Source organism: Cyanobacteria bacterium GSL.Bin1 (genome assembly GCA_009909085.1).
Lineage (GTDB): Bacteria > Cyanobacteriota > Cyanobacteriia > Cyanobacteriales > Rubidibacteraceae > Halothece.
In genome coordinates, this window is the sequence record JAAANX010000062.1 from 1 (window position 1) to 18,278 (window position 18,278).

Genomic DNA, 18,278 nt, shown 5'->3' on the forward strand with positions numbered 1-18,278 from the left:
TATTCAAAGAATTAATTTCCACCTTTTTTCTCGAATTTCTTGAGCTTTTCTTTCCTCAAGTTTTGGAATATCTTGAACCCGAATCTATTACTTTTCGGGATAAAGAAGTCTTTACCGATGTGACAAGGGGAGACCGCTACGAAACCGACTTGTTAGCCGAAGTACAGTTTCGGGGAGAAGACTCTTACTTTCTGATTCATCTAGAAAATCAAGCCTCATCTCAAAGTAACTTTAACCAGAGAATGTTCCGTTACTTTGCGCGGTTACATGAAAAATTTGATTTACCCATTTATCCCATTGTCATTTTCTCTTATGACCAACCGAAAAAACAAGCGATTAATTATTACCAAGTTGAATTTCCTGATTTCCAAGTCTTACAATTTAACTATCGGGTGATTCAGCTTAACCGCTTAAACTGGCGAGATTTTCTCAATCAAGCTAATCCAGTGGCTTGCGCGTTAATGGCAAAAATGAACATTGCCCCCACCGAACGTCCGCGAGTCAAGTTGGAATGTCTGCGTTTATTAGCCACTTTACGTCTAAACCCAGCTCGAATGCAACTAATTTCTGGGTTTGTTGATACTTATCTCCGTTTAACCGCAAGCGAGTTAGAAGTGTTCAATCAAGAATTTGAACAAATTGAATCAATAGCCGTCAAGGAGGGAATTATGGAAATTACAACCAGTTGGAAAGAAGAAGGAAAAGAAAAAGGAAAGCAAGAATTAATCCTTCACTTACTTAATCATCGTTTAGGAGAGTTATCTTCAGAAACGCAAGCAGAGATAATGAGTTTAAACAGTTCTCAGTTAGAGGAATTAGGTGTTGCTATGTTTAATTTAGAAAATGAGGATGATCTGAACTCTTGGTTAGCTAATTCTCCTACGAATAATTGATCATACTCAAGTGCGATTGAATTTTATCCATAGAACGGGGTTAAATGAGGCAAAACTTTTATTCATGCAAGCTGATCATTGCTTGAGTCAGTCTTTAGCGCAATTGGAATTTATCTATGGTGCGCGATCAGACTCCGTCTTAGCTGCGTGAACGTGTTTGGAAAGAAATGAGAACACCGCGATCGCGCCAAAGTATAGTAAGTGACTTAATCCAACTGATAGACAATTCTAAAGCATGCGAATATCCCAATTTAAATGCACAACAGCTTAGCCTACTCAGAAATGTTAATTTTTACTCAGCGTTACGATGAGAAATGGGAAGCAAATGATTCGCTTTCCCTGGATGCCGAAGCGCGATCGCGCCCTCGTCAACATCTCACCTTAGACAGTGGAGAAGCCTGTTATTTACGCTTACCGCGAGGGACAATCTTGCAAGCGGGAGACTGTTTAGAATCAGACGATAGGACAAGTATCGTTCGGATTGTTGCGAAGCCAGAAGCAGTCTTAACAGTTAAAGCCACTCAACCTGAAGAGTTACTCAAAGCAGCGTATCATCTGGGAAATCGTCATGTTCCCTTAGAAATTACCCTTGATTACTTGCGATTGTCTCCTGATCCCGTTCTCAAAAAAATGCTTGAACACATGGGATTAACTGTAATTGCAGAAGTAACCCCGTTCTTCCCAGAACTAGGGGCTTATCATCAGGGTCATTAATCAGTAAAATAGAGTTGATGCACTAGACAGGTAACAACCATGAGGTTTGAAGACTTCACCAGCGCGATCGCGCAAGGAAAACCTTGTCCTAGTTCCTTACCTCCTGCTTTACAAGGCTTATGGATTGATCGACAAGGCAACTGGGACAAAGCTCATCAAATTGTCCAAGATGCCAATGATCAAGATAGTGCCTGGGTTCATGCTTATCTGCATCGGGAAGAAGGAGATATCGGCAATGCCCGTTATTGGTATCGACGGGCGGGAAAACCAGCGAGTCAAACCAGCTTAGCTACAGAATGGGAAGACATCGCTAAAGCACTTTGTTCTAAACTCTCTAGCGTTCCTTCCTAGGATGCAGCGCAAACCGTCAACAAAATCATCGTGTGATTCTTAAACTCCTCCAACTCTCTAGTTCTGCCTTACCCTTGGGTGCCTACAGCTACTCCGAAGGGTTAGAAACTGCCATTGAACGACAGATGATTCAGGGCGAGGAAGGATTAAAACAATGGCTGCGGGAGGAACTCTCACACGGGGCAATTCGCCTGGAAACAGCGTTGATGCTTCGGGGATATCGCTGTTGGCTAACCGGAGATTTAGAGAGATTACAGGCTTGGAATCACTGGGGGAGTGCGGTTAAGGAAACGTCTGAACTCCGAGAACAGAGTTGGCAAATGGGAAATACGCTAACTCGTTTGCTATTGGCATTAGACAGTAATTCTGAGTTAGAAGAAGGGATGAAAGCAGTGGGAAAACCTTGTAATAGCGCGATCGCGTTTGGCATTGGTGCCGCCCACTGGCAAATCGATGAAGATTCAGCGGTTTTGGGTTATCTTCACAGTTGGGCAACGAATCTGATGAATGCCGGTGTCAAATTAATTCCCCTGGGTCAAACCACTGGACAGCAAATTCTGTTACAACTACACACTGACATAGAAAATACAGCAACAGCCGTTTTGCCTCTTGCCGATGATGATCTCTACACCTGTAGCTGGGGGCTAGGGCTGGCGAGTATGCAGCATGAAACCCAGTACAGTCGGTTATTCCGCAGTTAAGAGGGACTTTTAGACTGCCCTTGCTGCACCATAATTGCCACAGGGAGTCTTAATACCGTCTTTGCCAATTGCGATAGACCAAATTTCAATTGCAGCGATCGCGGTAAGGCTTGCCAACTTACACGAACAAAGCCAAAACGAGCATAAAACTGCGCCAGTCTTTTCCCTAAACATTCTAGATAAAGAGGCTGAGTCGCTTCTTCAATTAGGTGTTGGGTTAAAGCGGTTCCTAAGCCGCGATCGCGCCAAGGTTTTGCGACGACTAAACTGCCTAATTCCTGGGCGTTTTCAAAGCTGCGTAACTGTCCACAAGCAATCACTTTTTCCTTATATTCAATCACCCAAAATTGCTGCCAGCGCAACTGCGTCGGATCAAGCTTTGCACTCAGCACTAATTGGCGAATGCGCCACTGATCCTGGGCAGTGGCACGTCGAATCAGACATCCAGTGGGTAAAGAAGCAGAAGGAACTGTCATTTATGAACTCAACAATTTTTGCAGTGATTCGTCTTCTAATCCCATTTCTGCCATTGCCTCTTTGAGAGAGGAACGGAAACGATTGAGATCTGAGGCATAACCACAGAGTTGGGCAGCCGTAGCGATCCCTTTTGAGACGTTGGCTTTGGCACAGTTGATTAATTCTTCACCCGTGAGGGGATAATCTCCGGAAAGGAGTTTTGCTTTTGAGTCACCCCAAAATGCGCTCAACGTACAAGTTTGCTGATTGCCATCTGTTTTAATCGACCAACGATAGAGAATATCTGGCGATTGTGGATCAACTCCCACTTCCAGGAGTTTTGCCCCCATATAGTAGTTCATTTTCTTCAGTTCTTGTTGTCTGACTTCGAGGGGTTGGTCTTTTTTGATTGTACGTTCAAGATGAGCTTGCGTCGATTTCGGCATAACTGCAATTTTTTTGGGTTCGTTACCTGATCATGATTTAGTTTAGCCATTTCACAAATCTTCAACAAATGATTCAACAACGGTTAATCCTCATTACTCCCGTACTTTGGGATTGGATCAGAATCCGTTAAGATAAGAATTCGACCAGAGAAGAAACAGAAGGAGGAAGATGTAGTGGCTGAATTTGATTATGATCTAATCATTCTTGGTGCAGGAGTCGGTGGACACGGCGCAGCCCTTCATGCCGTCAAACGCGGACTCAAAACGGCCATCATTGAAGCAAAAGATATGGGAGGCACTTGTGTCAATCGCGGTTGCGTGCCCTCGAAAGCCCTACTCGCTGCATCTGGACGAGTCAGAGAATTACAAAATTCCCATCACCTAGAAAGTTTAGGAATTAATGTCGGCAACGTTAACTTTGATCGCGCTACGATTGCTAACCATGCCCAAAGCCTGGTAGAAAAAATTCGCGGGGATATGAGCAATAGCTTAGATCGCCTGAAAGTTGATACCATCAATGGCTGGGGCAAACTCGTTGCGCCGCAAAAAGTCAGTATCCTCACTGAAGAAGGGGAAAAAACAATTACGGGACGGGATATTATTCTCTCTCCCGGTTCAACGCCTTTCGTCCCCCCTGGTATTCAAATTGATGGTAAAACCGTTTATACCAGTGATGATGCGCTGAAATTAACCTCGATTCCTGATTGGATTGCGATTATCGGTAGTGGTTACATTGGCTTAGAATTTTCTGATATTTATTCGGCACTGGGATCAGAAATTACGATGATTGAGGCGCTCGATAATCTCATGCCAGGCTTTGATCGCGATATTGCTAAAATTGCCGAACGAGTGTTGATCAAACCCCGTGATATTGAAACCTACACCGCCACGCTAGCGAAAAGTGTCAAGCCTGGTTCTCCGGTTGTTATTGAACTAGCGGATGCCAAAACCAAGGAAGTAACCGAAGTTCTGGAAGTGGATGCGGCGTTAGTGGCAACGGGAAGAATTCCCGCCACGAAAAACATTGGCTTAGATAATCTGGGGGTAGAAACAGATCGTCGCGGTTTTATTCCGACGAACGACCATTTACAAGTCACTGTTAATGGTGAACCAGTTCCCAATTTATGGGCAATTGGCGATGCCACCGGCAAAATGATGTTAGCTCATACTGCTTCGGCACAAGGCATTTCTGCGGTTGAAAATATCTGTGGCGATGAACATATTGTCAATTATCGGGCGATTCCTGCGGCTGCCTTTACCCATCCCGAAATTAGTTATGTCGGGTTAACGGAAGATGCAGCAAAAGAATTAGGCAAAGAGGAAGGATTTAAAGTAAAATCGGTTCGCACCTACTTCAAAGCCAATTCTAAAGCCCTTGCAGAAGGAGAAGAAGATGGCGTCGCAAAAATTATCTATCGTCAAGATACCGGAGAATTACTCGGGGCACATATTATTGGGATGCACGCTTCCGATTTAATTCAAGAAGCAGCCAACGCGATCGCGTCGGGTCAACCGGTACAAAACTTAGCCTTTAATGTCCACACCCATCCCACCCTTTCTGAAGTGTTAGATGAAGCGTTCAAACGAGCAGAAGTTAAGGCTTAATGATTTTTCCGTGGGATGTCTTGATGTTTTTCTTCGCAGCCAGTCGTGCTAGTCTAGTCTTAGACTAGCCTAAATTTAATCACACCGTTATGAAAACAGTTGGCGCCTATGAAGCAAAAACTCATTTGCCTAAGTTATTAGATGAAGTGGCTGCGGGAGAACAAATTACAATTACTAAACACGGGCATCCTGTTGCTCTGCTAACCCCCCTTCCCAAACCAACCTCTCCTGATGTCTCCACTGTGATTCAAGGATTACGGACTTTACGTCGTGAAATGACATTAGCCGGATTATCAGTCCGACAAATGATTGAAGAAGGGAGACGGTTTTGACTCGTTTTGTTTTAGATTGCTCGGTTGCATTAAGCTGGTGTTTTGAAGATGAAAGCGATCCTTATGCTGATCGGGTCCTTGATTCTTTACAAGAGACAAGCGCGATCGTTCCGCAATTGTGGACGTTAGAAGTAACAAATGTTCTGTTAGTTGCAGAGCGTCGTTTCCGTATCACCCGCGCGCAAACGGGAAGATTAGTGGCGTTACTTCAAGCTTTACCGATTAACACGGATGAGCAAACAGCAATTCGTGCCCTAGAAAGCACTCTTGCCATTGGAAGAATGGAAATGCTCTCCGCCTACGATGCGTCATATCTAGAACTTGCGATCCGTGAGGGACTTCCCCTAGCAACTCTTGATCGTCAATTAGCACAAGCGGCTAGTAACTGCGGTGTTTCTCCGTATTTAATTTAGACAACAATCTGATTAGTCATATTCTGAAAAATTTCTATTGGTAATGCAAATTAGAAGACGACCTCCAAACCCCGCCGTTAATGTTGATACGGTTCGCTACCAAGTGGCATTTCCGAATGATGAACCGCAAAATATTCTCGAAAAAATTGTTTGGCAAAAAGAGAAAGAAGTGGATCGCCAACGGGAAAAACTTCCCTTTCTCCAGTTAGGAAAACAAGTTAAAGAAAATGCTCCACCAGTACGAGATTTTTTGGGGGCTTTGCAGCATGGAAACCGAAATCCCGCATTGATTGCAGAAGTGAAAAAAGCTTCTCCCAGTAAAGGAGTGATTCGAGACAATTTCGATCCGATTGCGTTAGCCAAAACCTATGAGCAAGCAGGGGCAAGTTGTTTGTCGGTTCTCACTGATGTGGAATTTTTTCAGGGGAGTTTTGAAAATTTAGGCTTAGCTAGAGAGGCAGTTAATCTACCCGTTTTATGTAAGGAATTTATTATTTATCCTTACCAAATTTATCAAGCCCGGCTTGTGGGTGCGGATGCCATCTTATTAATTGTTGCCATCTTAAATGATCAAGATTTGAACTATTTTGTCAAGATTATTAATAGTTTAGGCATGACCCCGTTAGTGGAAGTCCATACTTTAGAAGAGCTCGATCGCGCCCTGAATATAGATGGCATTACCGTGATTGGCATTAATAACCGCAACTTAGAAGACTTCTCTGTCAATCTGCAAACAACGACGACCTTAATTGAGCAACGCCAAGAACAATTAAACCGCAAAGGCATTACCCTCGTTAGTGAATCCGGTTTGCATACCGCTGAAGATCTCAGAAGGGTAGAGCAAGCAGGGGCAAGTGCCGTGTTGATTGGAGAATCCCTACTCGTGAAACCTAATCCTAGCGATGCTATCAGCGCCCTGTATAATTGGTAGGATATAGCAAACCACTTCCCATAACTTGCTCAGTTAACCCTTGGTGTGCCTCCTCTCAAACGTTTATGGAACCGTTACCTCTTCCCTCTCACATCCATTACGAGTTACTGCTACAACTCTTAGAACGACAAACCATCACTGCCACTTATTCTCACCCCACCTTACGGGATCAAACACGACAGCTGATCGTCACCTTGCGTAAGGCACTCGCTCAACAAAAACAAATTGAGGCCATTTGTGAGCAAACCCAGTACCCATTTGATTATCGCTGGTCGCTGAATCCTGACCCGAAACCAGTGCAATCATTCAGCTGTGATCAATAAGGTGAGATAATATAACCCGCTAACTCCAACCGCTTTTCTCAATTGCCTCCTCACTCAAAGTTAGAGCAGGCGTTGGCATTGAATTCCAAGTTCTGCTTTCATGCTGAGACACCTCAAGTTTTAGAAAGTTGCGCTGAAAGATAACGGAAGGAAGCTTTGCACCGATTACTAGATACAAAGGAGATGCTATGGAAAATAAAGATTTACTTATGATTCCGGGACCCACACCGGTACCGGAGAAGGTTTTACTCGCCCAAGCTAAACACCCCATCGGTCATCGTAGCCCAGAATTTAGCGAAATCATTGGTGAAATTAACGAAAACCTAAAATGGCTTCATCAGACCCAACAAGATGTTTTAACGCTTACTGTCAGTGGCACAGGGGCAATGGAAGCTGGTATTATTAACTTCCTTAGTCCTGGCGATCGCGTTATTGTTGCCTGTAATGGCAAATTTGGCGAACGCTGGGCTGACATGAGCGAAGCCTTTGGCTTACAAACCGAACGTATTACTGCAGAATGGGGAGATGCCCTTGATCCAGAAGTAATCCGCGAGACACTCGAAGCCGATACCAATAAAGAAATTAAAGCGGTTATTGTCACCCATTCCGAAACCTCCACTGGGGTTCTCAACGATTTAGAAACGATTAACCGCCATGTCAAAAATCATGGGGAAGCGTTAATTATCGTTGATGCGGTAACGAGTTTGGGTGCCGTCAGTCTTCCCATTGATGAGTGGGGCTTAGATGTGGTGGCTTCCGGTTCCCAAAAAGGCTACATGATTCCTCCCGGTTTAGGTTTTATTGCGGTCAGTGAGAAAGCCTGGAAAGCGTATGAAACCGCTAAACTACCTAAGTTCTATCTTGATCTAGGAGCTTATCGTAAATCAACTGCTAAAAATAGCACCCCTTACACCCCACCGATTAATCTCATGTTTGGCTTACAAGTTGCCTTAGAGATGATGCGCCAAGAAGGGTTAGAAAATATTTTTGCCCGTCACGAACGCAACACCCTAGCCACCCGGGAAGCAATTCAAGCACTTGGTTTAGCCTTACTAGCTCCCAATAATGCAGCGAGCCGTGCTGTGACCGCTGTTGCACCCACAACGGTAGAAGCGGAAAAAGTGCGTTCGGTCATGAAAAAACAATTTAATATTGCCCTTGCTGGCGGACAAAATGAACTCAAAGGACGCATTTTCCGAATTGGTCACTTGGGATTTGTCAGTGAACGAGATGTCTTAACGGTGATTGGGTCTCTTGAAGCAGCACTCCGAGAGTTAGGACATGAAACGATGAATGCGGGTGCTGGCGTTGCCGCAGCAACCCGAATTTTTGCTGAGTCTTAGTCATTAATCACACTGCAATCAAAAATTATCAATCATTAAGTTGGGTGGAAGTAAGAGCGCCCAACTTTTTTTGGGAATTAATTGATCAATAGAGTGCCACAAATTTGGCAATAACCCGATGCGGGAATAGGCAACAGGAACAAAGTTAACCGATAGCGTTAACTGGTAATGGCTACACCCCTCATTATTCATTACTAATTGTTAATTATTAACTCCTACTCACCGCCACCCCCAACACCGCAAGCTTCCTCCCCCATTCACTGGGATCAATGTGTACCCAACCTTTACCCCTTTTCCAACCGGAGTGGGGATCGCTGATGTCAAGATTTTATGACATAATGATCCCCCAAGGGGGCATCAACCCGTCAAACCCGAAAAAAAAGCTGTTCCACCTCTTGACCTTGCCCAGTGATCATCTGCTAAAACTATAAATGCAGCGCTCCCTACGTCTTGCTCGATTATTTTGTCGTCCTCCAATACCAAAGCTAATGCCAACAGCACGCCCTCCTCTAGAAGAAATGACATTGCGCCAACTCCGGAAAATAGCGAGTGAGTACAGCATCTCTCGTTACAGCCGGATGCGTAAAGCCCAGTTAATAGAAGCAATTAAAAATATTGAACGGCAAAGAAAACAATCTGCTTCGCCAATTCCGGGCTCAGAAACCCAAGAGGTGATGGAAGCAGCCAAATTTGAATTAGGAACCAGTGACAATACAATGAGTGATGATGATTTAACGTCAGTGGATGAGGGATTACCCGAATTACCCGGTGGCTATGGTAAGAGTAGGATTGTGATGATGCCTCGGGATCCGGAATGGAGTTATGTTTATTGGGATGTTCCCAATGAACACAAAGAAGAATTGCGTCGCCAGGGGGGACAACAACTATTATTACGCCTGTATGATGTAACGAACCTTGATCTAGAGCTGCAGCATCGTCATAGCGTACAAGAATATCCGATAGATGAATTAGCCCGAGAATGGTATGTTCCGATCCCCAACAGCGATCGCGATTATCTCTGTGAAATTGGCTATCGCTGTCCTGATGGCAGCTGGTTAATGCTAGCCCGGTCCGCATCCGTTCATACGCCACCCGTCTATCCCTCCGACTGGATTGAAGATCACTTTATTGAAGTCAATTGGGAAGAACATCTCCAATCCATCCCGGAAGAAGAGTTAACACTACCGGAATCGAAAAGTTCTCAGGAGCAAAGACAACGTTTCCGAGATCGCAATTGGCAAATTTACGAAGAAATTTTTGAAATGTCTGACCCTTTAGAAGGAGGAAGACTGGCGGGTTCATTCTATAGTTCTATGCAACCGCGATCTACGATGAGTTCTTATGTTTTTCCTTCTGGGGGGGGGCTGTGGGCTGTCCCCTATCCTACCAAAGAAGACCAGCAAGACAGCACGGGTTCGGATGCAGCAACGACCCCGCAAGTGGCTTTAGCCGGAGAGGCTGAATTAATGATTTCCGGCAAAACGGAACCGGGATCAACACTTGTGGTCGGGGAAGATCAGATTCAAGCTAACGCTGAAGGTCAATTCCAGTTTCAAGTTTCTTTTGCAAATGGAGTGGCTGAGCAGGCTGTAACAGCCTACTCCCATTATGGTAAGCAAATTTTTTCCATGCAAATGAAATTTACCCAACCTGAGCCGAGCAGCAATATTCCTGTTACAGGAAAGACATTTCTCCAGTGGTCATCCTAGGGAGTATCCCTTCCTAGATCGCGTTAAACTCCCGAAAAAAAACTAATCGCGTTTTTCGACCACTGAGTGGGGCTGCGCTTCAGTGTTCAGGGAGGAGGTAGGGAATACAGTTTCAAGTGCCTTGTTGGCTGAGTAGTAGGTAATAATTGCCGGGGGAATCGTTAGAGTTAGCAACGCGATCGCGCCCCCAAGTAAACTGACCCATCGATAAGGGTTGGGTTGAAAAGACCTGCCAGGCAAACTACTGGAATCCATACAAGAAAATAACTGGTAAAAAAGTCATTAAAATAATTGAGAGAAAGAGAGTCAACAGTGCTCTTTGTGCCCCTAATTTCTATTCTAATCATTGGCGGAGGCGTCACTGTGTCAAAAACAACAAACTGGCATCAAATCTCACTTAGCGAGAAGAATAAGTTTGTGCCGGTTCTTTAATCCAACGAATATAAAGATGTTTAAACAGGGAACGGAGCACTCTTGGGGCACCAAAATCAATCGCATGCAGTTGGTCGGAGAGTTTCCAATCTTGAACGTGTAGGGCGGCTGGTGTTTTTCGAGGAAATTCAATTTCATTCATCTTTGGACAAAGTCCTTGACGTAAGGCAGCAGCAACGGTCGGTACTTTTTGAGGATTAACGTTGAGAATTTCGACTAAGGCGCGATCTAAAGCAAAAACGTCCGTAGAAGCGCCTAGTAAGCCTAAGAAGCGAGGTTCCCCTGCACTCGGACCATTTCCTTCATGTCCGATAATACCGTCAATTAGCGTTAAATCTGGCGCGATCGCGTTTGCGGTTTCTACTAACATTTCTCCAAAGCGCTGGCTATCTTTTCCCGCCTCCATGTGCCACCAGGCTTTCATTTTTCCAGGGACACAACCAAACAAGTTTTTCACCCCCAAGGTTAAGGTCAATTGGCTATGGGATTTGACTTTGGGTAGGTTAATGACCACATCTGCTGACATCGCTTCTTTCGATAAACGCAGATGGTTAAACGTTTCACTGGCGATTTCATACCGTTTGCCATGAAATTCAACGATTGGAATTTCTAATGCTTCTAAAAAGGGTAAATAACCGTTTGCTTTGGCAACGCCATGGGCACTGCCAAAGGCTGGACTATCGCCAATAAAAGGTTTCCCCCCTGCTGCCTTCACTAGTTTTGCTACACAAGCAACGATTTCTGGACGAGTAATACATTCTTTGGTGGGGCGAGAACCGGTGAGAAAATTCGGTTTGAGTAACACGTTTGCTCCCGGTTGAACAAACGTTTCGATTCCGCCTAAGGGCGCTAAGACCTCCTGAATCGAGTGTTCTAGCGCTGGCGAGTCGTAAGTGGATGCAGAAATTAGGCTAACGGTTGGTGACATAGTTGGCAAAAGAATTTATCGATCATTATGACAAAGACTTTGCCAGGCTTGCGCCACAATATCACTAAGCCATCGTCTTTGAGACGGTTCCAACCAATGGTCGTCTGCTAGGACTTCTGCCGTTAGTTCGTCTAGGGTTTGCCCTTGCGCACGGGCGATTTGTACGACTCCCGCAATTACAGCGGCAATTAATTCTTCATCAACCGGGTTGGCTTTAAGCGCTTCTATTTCTTCTACTGTCGCTGGGATGGGATAATTCATGGCTGGTTTACAATACACAGTGTTTTCTTTAATAAATAATAAGACTGTTAACTTTTGTTAAACAATTTTAATGTTGAGTATCTGAAAGTTTAGCGTACTTTTAGCACTTTTAATCGTCAGTGTATCACAAAATTAATGTTAAATAAGGCAATTATGGAAGAGATTTTGTACACGGAAGTTCCTGTTAGCGATTCAACCTTGGTCTATCATTGGTTACAAGAAACTTGGCAGCTAGACTCAAGTTATAAAAAAACAACGAGACAAGGCGTTAGGTTACAGTTTCCACAAACAGCTGGGGAAGTTTCTGTGTTTCTCTGGTCGGTCCAAAACACGACTTATCTCAAAGCTTTTCGTTGGGGTAACTTTCCTGCTGCTTTTGCCCGTCGTTTAGCACAACATCTTAAATATTCTCTAGAAAAAAAATTTCCGCCAGCTTACCCAGAATTGCCAAACGTTGACTTCTCTCAACACTCTATTTTTTCGGCATTAGCGGAAGATTATCCGAAGACCGTTCATTTCTTCCAAAAAATTCCCAATGGCGAATCTGCCCTCACCCGTGTCTATTGGTGGGAACAACGCTGGCGCGCTGAGGCTCATCAGCCAAAACAACCAAAAACGGTTATTAAACGAACAACGGCTGAGCCAGAAGCATTACCCGATTATGATTTAATTTATGTGGGGGGGGCTTTAGGGGTAATCCATGCCGCTGTAATGGCACGACGAGGCTATCGGGTTTTGTTATTAGAACGGCTTCCCTTTGGACGGATGAACCGGGAATGGAATATTTCTCGCCAAGAGTTTCAGGCTTTGATTGATTTAGGGTTGTTCACGGCTAGTGAGTTTGAAACCCTGATTGCCCGCGAATACAAGGATGGCTTTAACAAGTTCTTTGATGGCAATAATCCCCCTCATCTCAAAGGAGATGTCTTACATACCCCAACTGTCTTAAATATTGCCCTCGATTCGGAAAAACTGTTAGCCCTGTGTGGAGAAAAACTACAAGCCGCAGGAGGAGAAATTTGGGATGAGACCGAGTTTAGCGAAGCACAAGTGAGTAAAACTGCAGTCACAGTGAACTGTCAACATTTACCTAGCGAAACTCCGAAAAAGGCAGTGGGACGGCTGTTAATTGATGCCATGGGTTCAGCGTCTCCCATTGCTTGGCAACTCAACGGCGATCGCGCTTTTGATAGTGTTTGTCCCACTGTCGGCGCTACCGTGAAAAGCGGCTTCCCACCTGGGGTTTGGGATTCAGATTATGGGGATGTTTTAAATTCTCATGGGGATATTTCCCGGGGACGACAACTGATTTGGGAGTTATTTCCTGCTGCCGAAGAAGAACTGACGATTTATCTCTTCCATTATCATCAAGTTCACCCGGATAACCCCGGCTCTTTATTAGAAATGTATGAAGATTTCTTTACAATATTACCAGAGTATCGTCGGTGTGACATGGAACAACTGCAATGGAAAAAAGCGACCTTTGGTTATATTCCCGGTCATTTTAGCGTTGGCGATCGCGATCGCGCTGTGGCGTTTGATCGCTTACTCGCCCTAGGCGATGCTGCCTCCCTCCAATCGCCTCTGGTCTTTACTGGCTTTGGTTCGCTGATTCGTAACCTGGATCGACTGACGACGCTTCTGGATACTGCCCTCAAACATGACCTCTTACAAGCCAAAGACCTCAACCAAGTTCGTGCCTACCAAAGTAATGTTGCCGTCACTTGGCTATTTTCCAAAGGCATGATGGTTCCCACCGGTAAAACCCTGCCTCCGCAACGGATTAACGCTATGTTAAATACTTTCTTTGGCTTACTGGCGAATGAACCCCCTGCGGTTGCCGATACCTTTATTAAAGATCGCGCGGGCTGGCTTTTATTCAACCGTCTTGCCCTGAAAGCAGCTTGGATGAATCCTGCCCTCATTGGTTGGATTTGGGAACAAGCGGGTAGTAAAGACTTTTTCCGGTGGGTCGGTAGCTATCTCAGTTTTACCCTTGATGCCATCATTGGTTTTTTATTCCGAGGTTGGTTTCCGCAGTGGCTGCAAAATAATCAATCTTGGTTAGAAAAACGGTTTCCGGCACTTTGGTTAAGAGGACTGAGTTTTAGCTATTCTCTGACCAATGGTTTAGGAAAATTGAGCACTCAGGATCCTGACTCTTCAATCTGATGCAAGAGAAAGTTGGGGTGAAAGGGAGTAACTTTCCTTTTTCCCCTTTAAAACTGAACCAGAGAACGAAATCACCCTCAAATAGCCAGTGTTATCGTAAGAAAGGACTGACAACTGCAAAAACAATATGACCGCATCTCCTTCTGTTAAACAGAATACCCGCCCCCAAGAAAATGACTGGCGACTGCTACTCCGTCTTGCCCCCTATGCGACTCGCAATAAACCCCTCCTCATTACGTCTTTAAGCTTACTCATTCCCTTATCAATTGCAGGTGCAGTTCAACCCTTAATTATTGGACAAGCAATCTCTTTTTTAAAAGATGAAAAAACCTGGTCATTTTTGGACGGAATGTCTTTCAGTCAAGGTTTAAATATTCTCACGGGGCTTTTATTACTAACAATTGTCATCCGGCTCATTTTTAATGCTTTGCAGGGCTATTTAGTGCAGCGTGTAGGGCAAGAAATCACGGCTAATATTCGCAATGATTTATTTAATCATGTCACCTCTCTGGCAGCTAATTTTTTCGACCGCACCCCTGTCGGGCGTTTAGTGACTCGTCTGACGAGCGATGTCGAAGCATTAGGAGATGTTTTCTCAACCGGCGCGGTGGGAATTATTAGTGATATTGTTTATATTATTGTCATTACAATTACGATTTTTACCCTGCAGTGGCAGTTAGCAACATTACTGATTTTAATGTTCTTTCCCGTTACTGGGTTAATTATTTATTTTCAGAGGAAGTATCGTAACGCGAACTATCGTTCCCGAGAAGAATTATCGAGTCTCAACTCAATGTTACAAGAAAATGTTGTTGGGATTAATATTGTCCAGTTATTCCGACGAGAAAATTTCAATAATGATCTGTTTCGGAAGATTAATCAGCGTTATTTAAAAGAAATTAAACAAACGATTTTTTATGAATCGGCAGTTTCCGCTACGTTAGAATGGATTGCACTGATCGCGATCGCGGGCGTTTTAGCATTAGGGGGAATCCTAATTTTAGGGGATAGTTTAAACTTTGGTACGCTATCGGCTTTTATTTTATATGCGCAACGTTTATTTGAGCCTTTGAGACAGTTTGCGGAGAAATTTACTCTTCTCCAAACCGGATTCACTGGGGTTGAACGCATCACTGAATTATTAAGTGAACCCATTGAAATTCGCGATCCAGAAAGACAACAACAAAAGGACTTATCAGCCGTCAGTACCGCAGAAGGTGTGAAAGGAGAAATTCGGTTTGAGAATGTTTCCTTCGCCTATAAAAAAGATGAACCCGTGCTAAAAAACTTAGACTTTCTCATTAAACCCGGCGAAAAAGTGGCGTTAGTCGGTCCCACAGGCGCAGGAAAAAGTTCAATTATTCGGTTATTGTGTCGTCTCTATGAACCCACTTCCGGTCGCATTTTAGTGGATGGAATTGATATTAGAGACTTGCCGCAAAAAGACTTACGTCGGCATATTGGGGTCATTTTGCAAGAGAATTTTCTCTTTGCCGGTGATGTAAAAGATAACATTACGCTGGGTGAACGTTATTCTTTTGAGACGGTTAAACAAGCAGCAGCAATGACCAATGTGAATCGCTTTATTGAACAACTTCCCCAAGGGTACGATACACCCTTAAGAGAAAGAGGCAATAACTTATCGGGCGGACAAAAACAATTGCTTGCTTTTGCACGGGTTGCGATTCGCGATCCCCGGGTTCTGGTACTCGATGAAGCAACTGCCAGTTTAGATGTGGGAACAGAGGCGTTAGTGCAAGATGCCTTAAGTCATTTGTTAGAAGAACGCACTGCCATTATTATTGCCCACCGTCTTTCAACTATTCGCGATGTGGATCGGATTTTGGTGTTAAAACAGGGCGAACTCGTTGAGTCGGGAACCCATGATGAATTGATTGCAGAAGGGGGAATGTATTCCAGTTTGTATCAGTTACAAATGATGGGTCAAAGGTAAGCAAAAATAGTTGATGTGCTTAACCCGTTATGATCCAAAGCTATGCTGATTCCAGAACCGAACGTTTTGCCAATGGTGAAAGAGTTCCGCAATTTGAGAGTTTTCGTCGCCAAGCTGAAAAACGATTGCGTATTCTAGAAGCAGCGATGAGTTTAGACGATCTGAGACAGTTACGCAGTAACCGCTTAGAAGCTCTCAAAGGCGATCGCGCAAGACAATATAGCATTAGGGTTAATAGCCAGTGGCGAATTTGCTTTGAGTGGTCTCAAGATGCGGATGGTCCGGAAAAAGTAGAAATTGTTGATTATCATCCTTAGAGGAAAGTACTATGGCTCGTACACCCATTCATCCCGGAGAAATTCTTGCTGATGAACTGGACGTTTTAAACTTGAGTGCCACTGACTTGGCAAATCAAATTAACGTACCAGCAGATTATATTACGCAACTAATCAGGGGGGAGAGTAATCTAACGGCTGATTTAGCATTAAGACTGGGACAATATTTCAACACAACCGCAGAACTCTGGATGAACTTGCAAAAAACCTATGAACTGGATCAAGCACGACTGGCTCTCGGTTCAACTCTTGAATCGATACCAAAGCATTCTCAGCATTCATCTTAACAATTACGTTACTGGCTTATTTTTTAGCTTGCACAACTTGTAAACTACCTCCAGCGTAAAGGGTTTGCTGGCAATCTTTAAAGCCGATCGCGCTCAATTTTTCCGGTAAATTCAGTTTGACAAACTGCCAAGCGGTTTCCGTTTCAAATAAAGTCATAAATGCAGCTAATCCCGGCACAAAAATGGGATTGTGGGGTTGATGCAAGTCGATGCACGCAAAAGTTCCCTCAGGTTTTAAAACGCGATAGACTGCCTCTAAAATCTGGGTGAGTTGTTCCGGTTTCATTTCATGTAACGCGACACTGGTTTGGACTATATCAAAACTAGCAGTGGCGAAGGGGAGTGCTTCGGCTAATCCCTCCACATAATTGGCTTCAGGGGCACGTTTTTTTGCCCGTTCTAACGCCAGCGGCGAGGCATCTAAGCCGGTGACATGATGAGAATATTGCAGCAGAAATTGGGTGGTTTGCCCTGCCCCACAGCATAAGTCTAAAATTTGGGAATGCGCGTCGAAAGAAAGTCCTTGTAGCGCCAGTTCTCGGAAGCGGGCTTCTCCGCCGACTGATAAAGCAGACAGTCGCGCGATCGCGTCATATAACCATTGATATTGGTAACTCCATTTGCGTAGGATTGTCGCCACAAGCTCATCTCCTTCTTTCTAACTCTTCTCGATCAAACCTGACTCCCGAACGGCTAACGTCTACCTATATTTGTACAACACTCCTTCTCAGGCTTGACACTCCCCCGGCTAAAGCGCGGGGGAGTGTCAACAGGCACGTGAAAGTAAAGGGTGACGCAAGCCCTGATGACCCCTCACTTCGGGACTATTGGCACAAAAGAAGCCTCAAGATAGGAAAACACAAATGGGCAAAAGGCTCTAAATACGAACAATTAGCTAAAATGCAAAATCATCGATGTCCTGTCTGTGGTGACAGCCTCTATAACGAAGAAGAAATCGAAACCCACCATATAATATCTGTGAAAGAAGGTGGCTCAGATGACCCTGAGAATTTAGTCCACTTGCACAAAGTGTGCCATAAACAGCTACATAGCTCAAAATCCAAGAAACTGGCTGGAAGTAAGGCTTGAGCCGTTACACCAGCAAGGATAAACACGACGCTGGTGTTCTGATTGTACCGAAACAGAAAAATCAGTTGATAGCCATTTGAGAGCATCTGACACACTCTGACACAGGCAAGAGCCTGTTCTGTGGTATGCATACACTCATGTCCAAATCATAGCAAGTACACATAGTTTTTCGCCAGCGCGATCGCGCAGCTAGGCTAGTCATCAAACGTTATCATTTTTCATCCAAATGCTCAGCCACCGCTTGATATAACTCTAGGATGTGGTGATCTGCCAAGTGATAAAACACTTTACGTCCTCGCTTTTGGTAGCCCACAAGACGCATGGCACGGAGATTTCGTAGTTGGTGAGAAACCGCCGACTCACTCATCCCTAAACTTTCTGCTAAATCACAGACACACAGTTCCTGTTTCGCCAGTAGAGACAAAATCCGTAGCCGATTGGGATCACCCAAAAAACTAAAAAACTCTGCCATCCGTTGTGATTTTTCCACGGGGAGGACTTCCTCGATATAAGCGCTAAGTTCCTCAGTTTGTAGAGAATGAGTAATTTCACACGAAGGCGTTGCGGATGATTGGGTTTGAGCATTCATAAATTTCAAGAGTT

At 44.4% G+C, this 18,278-nt stretch carries 23 protein-coding genes and 1 pseudogene; 16 read left to right on the forward strand and 8 right to left on the reverse strand.

What is annotated here, in order from left to right; all coding sequences use genetic code 11:
• From GVY04_06915 to GVY04_06930, 4 genes are all read left to right on the forward strand, one after another.
• The coding region (locus tag GVY04_06915) for a DUF4351 domain-containing protein (GenBank protein NBD15871.1) at window positions 1-893 on the forward strand (893 nt) is incomplete at its 5' end.
• A gap of 282 nt (window positions 894-1,175) precedes the next feature.
• Window positions 1,176-1,607, forward strand: coding sequence for an urease accessory protein UreE (gene ureE, locus GVY04_06920; GenBank protein ID NBD15872.1), 432 nt, complete (start codon window positions 1,176-1,178; stop codon window positions 1,605-1,607).
• 39 nt (window positions 1,608-1,646) lie between these two features.
• The gene (locus GVY04_06925; GenBank protein ID NBD15873.1) at window positions 1,647-1,958 is read left to right on the forward strand and encodes a hypothetical protein; all 312 of its coding nucleotides are present in this window, start codon (window positions 1,647-1,649) and stop codon (window positions 1,956-1,958) included.
• A gap of 32 nt (window positions 1,959-1,990) precedes the next feature.
• Window positions 1,991-2,659: an urease accessory protein UreF gene (locus tag GVY04_06930; protein ID NBD15874.1), complete on the forward strand. Its 669-nt coding sequence runs from the start codon at window positions 1,991-1,993 to the stop codon at window positions 2,657-2,659.
• Here the strand turns inward: GVY04_06930 and GVY04_06935 are convergent.
• Both GVY04_06935 and GVY04_06940 read right to left on the reverse strand, forming a co-directional pair.
• The gene (locus tag GVY04_06935) at window positions 2,656-3,135 is read right to left on the reverse strand and encodes a GNAT family N-acetyltransferase (protein NBD15875.1); all 480 of its coding nucleotides are present in this window, start codon (window positions 3,133-3,135) and stop codon (window positions 2,656-2,658) included. The two genes, GVY04_06930 and GVY04_06935, sit on opposite strands and share 4 nt — an antisense overlap.
• Entirely contained in the window at window positions 3,136-3,561 is a 426-nt protein-coding gene (locus tag GVY04_06940) for a hypothetical protein (GenBank protein NBD15876.1), read from the reverse strand.
• Between the two features lie 174 nt (window positions 3,562-3,735).
• On the opposite strand from GVY04_06940, the gene lpdA reads away from it, so the two are divergent.
• The 6 genes from lpdA (at window position 3,736) to GVY04_06970 (ending at window position 8,508) form a co-directional block, all read left to right on the forward strand.
• The gene (gene lpdA, locus GVY04_06945) at window positions 3,736-5,166 is read left to right on the forward strand and encodes a dihydrolipoyl dehydrogenase (GenBank protein ID NBD15877.1); all 1,431 of its coding nucleotides are present in this window, start codon (window positions 3,736-3,738) and stop codon (window positions 5,164-5,166) included.
• Between the two features lie 89 nt (window positions 5,167-5,255).
• Window positions 5,256-5,498, forward strand: coding sequence for a type II toxin-antitoxin system prevent-host-death family antitoxin (locus GVY04_06950; GenBank protein NBD15878.1), 243 nt, complete (start codon window positions 5,256-5,258; stop codon window positions 5,496-5,498).
• A complete protein-coding gene (locus tag GVY04_06955; GenBank protein ID NBD15879.1) occupies window positions 5,495-5,911 on the forward strand; it encodes a PIN domain-containing protein in 417 nt (138 codons plus the stop codon). The genes GVY04_06950 and GVY04_06955 overlap by 4 nt, the downstream gene beginning before the upstream one ends.
• Window positions 5,912-5,954: 43 nt before the next feature.
• Window positions 5,955-6,842, forward strand: coding sequence for an indole-3-glycerol phosphate synthase TrpC (trpC, locus tag GVY04_06960; GenBank protein ID NBD15880.1), 888 nt, complete (start codon window positions 5,955-5,957; stop codon window positions 6,840-6,842).
• A gap of 65 nt (window positions 6,843-6,907) precedes the next feature.
• Window positions 6,908-7,165 (forward strand): hypothetical protein, encoded by a 258-nt coding sequence (locus GVY04_06965; GenBank protein NBD15881.1) that lies wholly within the window; start codon window positions 6,908-6,910, stop codon window positions 7,163-7,165.
• Between the two features lie 188 nt (window positions 7,166-7,353).
• Window positions 7,354-8,508: an aminotransferase class V-fold PLP-dependent enzyme gene (locus GVY04_06970; GenBank protein NBD15882.1), complete on the forward strand. Its 1,155-nt coding sequence runs from the start codon at window positions 7,354-7,356 to the stop codon at window positions 8,506-8,508.
• Window positions 8,509-8,526: 18 nt separating this feature from the next.
• On the opposite strand, the gene GVY04_06975 is transcribed toward GVY04_06970, so the two are convergent.
• Window positions 8,527-8,700, reverse strand: coding sequence for a hypothetical protein (locus tag GVY04_06975; GenBank protein NBD15883.1), 174 nt, complete (start codon window positions 8,698-8,700; stop codon window positions 8,527-8,529).
• A gap of 296 nt (window positions 8,701-8,996) precedes the next feature.
• Here GVY04_06975 and GVY04_06980 point away from each other — a divergent pair, with 296 nt between their 5' ends.
• Window positions 8,997-10,217 carry a DUF4912 domain-containing protein gene (locus tag GVY04_06980; GenBank protein NBD15884.1) on the forward strand — a complete coding sequence of 407 codons (1,221 nt, stop codon included), beginning with the start codon at window positions 8,997-8,999 and terminating at the stop codon, window positions 10,215-10,217.
• 42 nt (window positions 10,218-10,259) lie between these two features.
• Here GVY04_06980 and GVY04_06985 read toward each other — a convergent pair whose 3' ends face one another.
• The 3 genes from GVY04_06985 to GVY04_06995 form a co-directional block, all read right to left on the reverse strand.
• A complete protein-coding gene (locus GVY04_06985) occupies window positions 10,260-10,472 on the reverse strand; it encodes a hypothetical protein (protein ID NBD15885.1) in 213 nt (70 codons plus the stop codon).
• Between the two features lie 142 nt (window positions 10,473-10,614).
• Entirely contained in the window at window positions 10,615-11,577 is a 963-nt protein-coding gene (locus GVY04_06990; protein ID NBD15886.1) for a DUF362 domain-containing protein, read from the reverse strand.
• A gap of 15 nt (window positions 11,578-11,592) precedes the next feature.
• Entirely contained in the window at window positions 11,593-11,838 is a 246-nt protein-coding gene (locus GVY04_06995) for a hypothetical protein (GenBank protein ID NBD15887.1), read from the reverse strand.
• Window positions 11,839-11,991: 153 nt separating this feature from the next.
• Here GVY04_06995 and GVY04_07000 point away from each other — a divergent pair, with 153 nt between their 5' ends.
• The 4 genes from GVY04_07000 to GVY04_07015 all read left to right on the forward strand — a co-directional run bounded on the left by GVY04_07000 (window position 11,992) and on the right by GVY04_07015 (window position 16,586).
• Entirely contained in the window at window positions 11,992-14,010 is a 2,019-nt protein-coding gene (locus GVY04_07000; GenBank protein NBD15888.1) for a flavin-dependent dehydrogenase, read from the forward strand.
• A gap of 127 nt (window positions 14,011-14,137) precedes the next feature.
• On the forward strand, window positions 14,138-15,964 hold the full coding sequence (locus tag GVY04_07005; GenBank protein NBD15889.1) for an ATP-binding cassette domain-containing protein: 1,827 nt from the start codon (window positions 14,138-14,140) through the stop codon (window positions 15,962-15,964).
• 29 nt (window positions 15,965-15,993) lie between these two features.
• Window positions 15,994-16,281, forward strand: a complete 288-nt coding sequence (locus GVY04_07010; protein ID NBD15890.1) for a plasmid maintenance system killer protein — start codon at window positions 15,994-15,996, stop codon at window positions 16,279-16,281.
• Between the two features lie 11 nt (window positions 16,282-16,292).
• Window positions 16,293-16,586 carry a HigA family addiction module antidote protein gene (locus tag GVY04_07015; protein NBD15891.1) on the forward strand — a complete coding sequence of 98 codons (294 nt, stop codon included), beginning with the start codon at window positions 16,293-16,295 and terminating at the stop codon, window positions 16,584-16,586.
• A 16-nt stretch (window positions 16,587-16,602) separates the two neighbouring features.
• Here GVY04_07015 and GVY04_07020 read toward each other — a convergent pair whose 3' ends face one another.
• On the reverse strand, window positions 16,603-17,226 hold the full coding sequence (locus tag GVY04_07020; protein ID NBD15892.1) for a methyltransferase domain-containing protein: 624 nt from the start codon (window positions 17,224-17,226) through the stop codon (window positions 16,603-16,605).
• Between the two features lie 131 nt (window positions 17,227-17,357).
• Between GVY04_07020 and GVY04_07025 the strand changes: the two are divergent.
• Window positions 17,358-17,675 (forward strand): annotated as a pseudogene (locus GVY04_07025) (group II intron reverse transcriptase/maturase).
• Window positions 17,676-17,886: 211 nt separating this feature from the next.
• Here GVY04_07025 and GVY04_07030 read toward each other — a convergent pair.
• Complete coding sequence (locus GVY04_07030) at window positions 17,887-18,264, reverse strand: metalloregulator ArsR/SmtB family transcription factor (protein NBD15893.1); 378 nt, start codon at window positions 18,262-18,264, stop codon at window positions 17,887-17,889.
• Between the last annotated feature and the right edge of the window lie 14 nt (window positions 18,265-18,278).

Excerpts from the sequence above, each read along its gene's own strand:
- ureE (NBD15872.1), top strand. The coding sequence starts at position 1,176 with ATGTTAATTTTTACTCAGCGTTACGATGAGAAATGGGAAGCAAATGAT.
- GVY04_06925 (NBD15873.1), top strand. The coding sequence starts at position 1,647 with ATGAGGTTTGAAGACTTCACCAGCGCGATCGCGCAAGGAAAACCTTGT.
- GVY04_06935 (NBD15875.1), bottom strand. The coding sequence starts at position 3,135 with ATGACAGTTCCTTCTGCTTCTTTACCCACTGGATGTCTGATTCGACGT.
- GVY04_06940 (NBD15876.1), bottom strand. The coding sequence starts at position 3,561 with ATGCCGAAATCGACGCAAGCTCATCTTGAACGTACAATCAAAAAAGAC.
- GVY04_06950 (NBD15878.1), top strand. The coding sequence starts at position 5,256 with ATGAAAACAGTTGGCGCCTATGAAGCAAAAACTCATTTGCCTAAGTTA.
- trpC (NBD15880.1), top strand. The coding sequence starts at position 5,955 with ATGCAAATTAGAAGACGACCTCCAAACCCCGCCGTTAATGTTGATACG.
- GVY04_06965 (NBD15881.1), top strand. The coding sequence starts at position 6,908 with ATGGAACCGTTACCTCTTCCCTCTCACATCCATTACGAGTTACTGCTA.
- GVY04_06970 (NBD15882.1), top strand. The coding sequence starts at position 7,354 with ATGGAAAATAAAGATTTACTTATGATTCCGGGACCCACACCGGTACCG.
- GVY04_06975 (NBD15883.1), bottom strand. The coding sequence starts at position 8,700 with ATGAATAATGAGGGGTGTAGCCATTACCAGTTAACGCTATCGGTTAAC.
- GVY04_06980 (NBD15884.1), top strand. The coding sequence starts at position 8,997 with ATGCCAACAGCACGCCCTCCTCTAGAAGAAATGACATTGCGCCAACTC.
- GVY04_06985 (NBD15885.1), bottom strand. The coding sequence starts at position 10,472 with ATGGATTCCAGTAGTTTGCCTGGCAGGTCTTTTCAACCCAACCCTTAT.
- GVY04_06990 (NBD15886.1), bottom strand. The coding sequence starts at position 11,577 with ATGTCACCAACCGTTAGCCTAATTTCTGCATCCACTTACGACTCGCCA.
- GVY04_06995 (NBD15887.1), bottom strand. The coding sequence starts at position 11,838 with ATGAATTATCCCATCCCAGCGACAGTAGAAGAAATAGAAGCGCTTAAA.
- GVY04_07000 (NBD15888.1), top strand. The coding sequence starts at position 11,992 with ATGGAAGAGATTTTGTACACGGAAGTTCCTGTTAGCGATTCAACCTTG.
- GVY04_07005 (NBD15889.1), top strand. The coding sequence starts at position 14,138 with ATGACCGCATCTCCTTCTGTTAAACAGAATACCCGCCCCCAAGAAAAT.
- GVY04_07010 (NBD15890.1), top strand. The coding sequence starts at position 15,994 with ATGATCCAAAGCTATGCTGATTCCAGAACCGAACGTTTTGCCAATGGT.
- GVY04_07015 (NBD15891.1), top strand. The coding sequence starts at position 16,293 with ATGGCTCGTACACCCATTCATCCCGGAGAAATTCTTGCTGATGAACTG.
- GVY04_07030 (NBD15893.1), bottom strand. The coding sequence starts at position 18,264 with ATGAATGCTCAAACCCAATCATCCGCAACGCCTTCGTGTGAAATTACT.